The sequence below is a fragment of the Halorubrum sp. CBA1125 genome, from assembly GCF_009742825.1.
GTDB lineage: Archaea > Halobacteriota > Halobacteria > Halobacteriales > Haloferacaceae > Halorubrum.
The window spans coordinates 1-3,466 of sequence record NZ_WPCE01000248.1 but is presented as its reverse complement, the minus strand read 5'-3'; the positions used below and the strand labels follow the sequence as shown (position 1 = coordinate 3,466).

Annotated in this window: 2 protein-coding genes; both read right to left on the bottom strand. The window is 64.7% G+C overall.

Annotated elements, in window-relative coordinates; all coding sequences use genetic code 11:
• Positions 1 to 2,460: RtcB family protein (locus GJ633_RS15110; RefSeq protein ID WP_156589462.1), on the bottom strand; the 2,460-nt coding region annotated here is incomplete at its 3' end.
• 77 nt (positions 2,461 to 2,537) lie between these two features.
• On the bottom strand, positions 2,538 to 3,466 hold a 929-nt coding region (locus tag GJ633_RS15105), incomplete at its 5' end, for a DoxX family protein (protein WP_156589461.1).

The window sequence follows — 3,466 nt, the reverse complement described above, 5'->3', positions numbered from 1 at the left end:
CTCGTGGGTCTCCTTCTTGCCGATGTTGTGTGCGACGTCGTACAGCAGTTCCATCTCAAGGTCGTCGATCGGGTCGGCGTCGAAGACGTCGGCGAACACCTCGCGGGCCTGGTGGGTGACGAGCTGGCGGTTCACCCACGCGAAGTTGATGCACGCCCCCATCGCGCCGTAGTACTCGTCGGCCAGCTTCGAGCCCGCCGGCGCCGCCGCGAGCTCCTTGTCCGGCAGCTCCGCGAGGAGGTCGCCGTGCTCCTTCTCGATCCGGCGGAGGTAGTCGTTGCAGGTCTGGTGGCCCAGCCCGCGGCTCCCGCAGTGGATCAGGACGACGATCCCGTCTTCTTCGAGGCCGTACGCGTCCGCGACGTCGTCGCGGAAGACGTCCGTGACGCGCTGGACCTCCAGGAAGTGATTGCCGGAGCCGAGCGAGCCCAGCTGGTTGCGCCCGCGGTCCTTCGCCTTCTGGGAGACGTACTCGGGGCGGGCGTCCGGCCGACGACCCTCGTCCTCACAGCGCGCGAGGTCGCTCTCGATCCCGTACCCCTCGTCGACGGCCCACTCGACGCCGCGCTCTAAGGCGCCCTCGATCGCGTCGGCGCTGCCGTCGATCACCCCGCCGCCGCCGAGTCCGGAGGGGATCGCCTCGAACAGCGCGTCGACGAGTTCCGACTCACGGCCGCGAACGTCGTCGTAGGCGAGATTTGTATTCACCATCCTGACTCCGCAGTTTGAGACAACGAACCCGTTCGCAACGAAGGTGTGCGCGTCGTGCGTGACGCCGATATCGTAGACCTGCGTTGTTCCTCGCTCCGAGATAGAGCTGATCTTCGTTCCGATCGTGAGGTCCTCACGGACGGTCGTTTGATCGCAGAACTCTTCGAAATCGGGGAAGTCGACCGGTGGTCGCGGACGACCGTCCCGTCCACCGTAGATGCTCCGCTCGATGAACCGTTCGTTCACTCCTCCGAGTCGGTCTTTGATCTCGCGAGTCTTGATGCCACCGTCAGCCAGTGCCCGTGCTTTCTCCGCCAGCCGCGCGCGCTCTTCGATCACTCGTTCCTTTCGCTTGAGATACTGTGCAGCGAGAAGCCCTTTCTTCTGTTTCTCGTGTGCGTAGCGATAGCCGATCCGGGTGAAAAAGCGGATCAGGTTGTCGGGATCAGTCGCGACGCCGAATCGGAATCGAACGGTTTCTCCGGCCGTCGTCTCGGTACGCTCGACCTCTTCGAGCGCGTTCGTTCGAACGCCAATCCCGTTCAGGAGATCCATGAGATCGGTCATGAACGCCTCACCGGCTCCGGAAAGCTCTGCAATTCGGTTGTGCGACACTGACGGCGCATAGAAGTTCTTTGGTGCGACGGTGTCAGGCGCACTCATCTCAGCTCCGAAAAAGGTGGATAGGTACAGCGCCTGCTGCCAGTCGGCGAGTCGATCGAGATACTCTGGGACTGTGAAATCGGACTCAACTTTGCGGCCATCAGGTGCGCCAAGTCGGATCAGCAGCTGTTTGAACGCGTTCGATCCCGATTTGACGCTATACTCGGTTCTCGTGAACTCCTTGCCGTTGATCTCGTGATGGCGCTCGCGCTCGTAGATCCGGGACGGTGTCAGCCCGATCGCCTCGATATCCCGCCGGATCGCTTCGAGGTCGTCCGGTTCACCGTAGAACCACGTCAGGCTCTGGCCAAACGACCCGTCACCGGTGTGGAATCCCACGAGTTTCAGGAGTCGATGGAAGGCGTCATCCGTCGAATAAAGGGGAAGCAGGTCACAGTCCTTCAAAAACCGGACCAACTGCGGATCTTCGTCCGCGAAATCGTCTTCATCAAGCACTACGAATTCTGGCGGTGTATCGTCAGCCAGCCCATCGAACGGATGGAGAAACACTTCGTCACCGACGTTCAAGTTCCCCAGGTCGACCATGCCCTCTACGGTATCGAAGGGATGGTCACGTGTCGCGGTGATCGTGTCGCCCGCGGCGGTCGTTACTTCGTGAACTCTCCGCTCCTTTGATTCGGTAAACAGACGAATATCGGCGTCGACCATTTCGTCTTTATCAGCGACTCGTGCCTGTTTGTCCTCGAAACGTTCAGAGAGGTTCTCGATCCGGCGGTAGCGACCGTGTGATAACAACACCTCTGAATCCCCAGAGAGACAGTTGATGTCGTAGCCTATCGCGCCGGGCGAGATGCAGCCGGTCCGCGCGTCGATAGCGCCGACGCCGCCGACCGGGAAGCCGTAGCCCTGGTGGCCGTCGGGCATGCAGAGCGCCGGCTCGACGATCCCGGGGAGGTGCGTCGCGTTCCGCAGCTGTCGGAGCGTGTCGTCCTCGCCGATCTCGTCGAGGAGCGCCTCGCTGGCGAGGACGCGCGCGGGGACGTTCATGTCGCCCTCGCGGGGGATCTCCCAGACGTGCTCTCGCACCTTCTCCAGTCGGATCCCGTCGATCTCGCGGGTGGTCATACGTCGGGGTTCGCCGGGGCGGGGGAATAGCGTTACGTCCCGGGGGCGAGGCCGCAGGCGATCCCCGCAGATCCCGCTCAGTCGTCCGCGGGGTCTGTCGACCGCGCCGCGCCCTCGGATCCGGCCTCACTCGGTGCGCGTCGCGGGTCCGAGATCCGGTTGTCGAGCGCGTACGGCCCGGATCCGGTGATGAGCAGCGCGGACGCGAGGCTGAACAGCCCGATGTGCGCTAACACGGGGTCGTCGGGGATCCCGAACAGGGTGAGCGTGAACACGAACAGCGCCGCCATCGCCGACGCGCGGGTGAAGAAGCCGAGCGCGATCGCGACGCCGATGGCGATCTCGCCGAACCCCGCGCCGAGGACCCACAGGTCAGGTGGGATCGGCGTCGCCGTCGAGAGGCTGTACTGCTCGACGACGCCGCGGGCCATCTCGGGCGCGAGCAGCTTCTCGAACAGGCCGAGGAACGCGAACCCGACGCCCATCCCGACGCGGATCACGGTCGGCACGTACCGTTCGAGGGGGTCGAGCCGGTCGGTGCCCCACTCCACGACCCGGCGGATCGGGTCGATCTCCCTGTAGAAGGTCCCGGGCGTGGACGCGACGCGCTCGAACACGTGGTCGGCGCTCGGGCGCCCGCTCCCCACGAGCACGAGCGCGAGAAAGCCCGGGATCCACTCCAGCGAGTAGACGAGAAGCGGCGCGACCGGGAGCGCGATCAGGTACGCGAGGAGCCCGACGCTGGCGGCGACGCGGGTGCCGAACCCGAAGATGATCATGAAGCCGAGCAGGATCTGCAAGAGTCGGTCGATCCCGCCGCCGATCAGGGGATCCACGACGGGATTGAGAAAGTACCCCGCGAACCCCGCGCCGACGAGGGGGAGTCCGAACCCGAGCCGCAGCAGCCAGGGGAGCAGGTCGCGGTACTCGCGCATCACGGTCCGGAACGCCGCCACGTCGCGGTCGAGGACGTGGACGCGGCGATACGTGACGACGGCGACCGCGA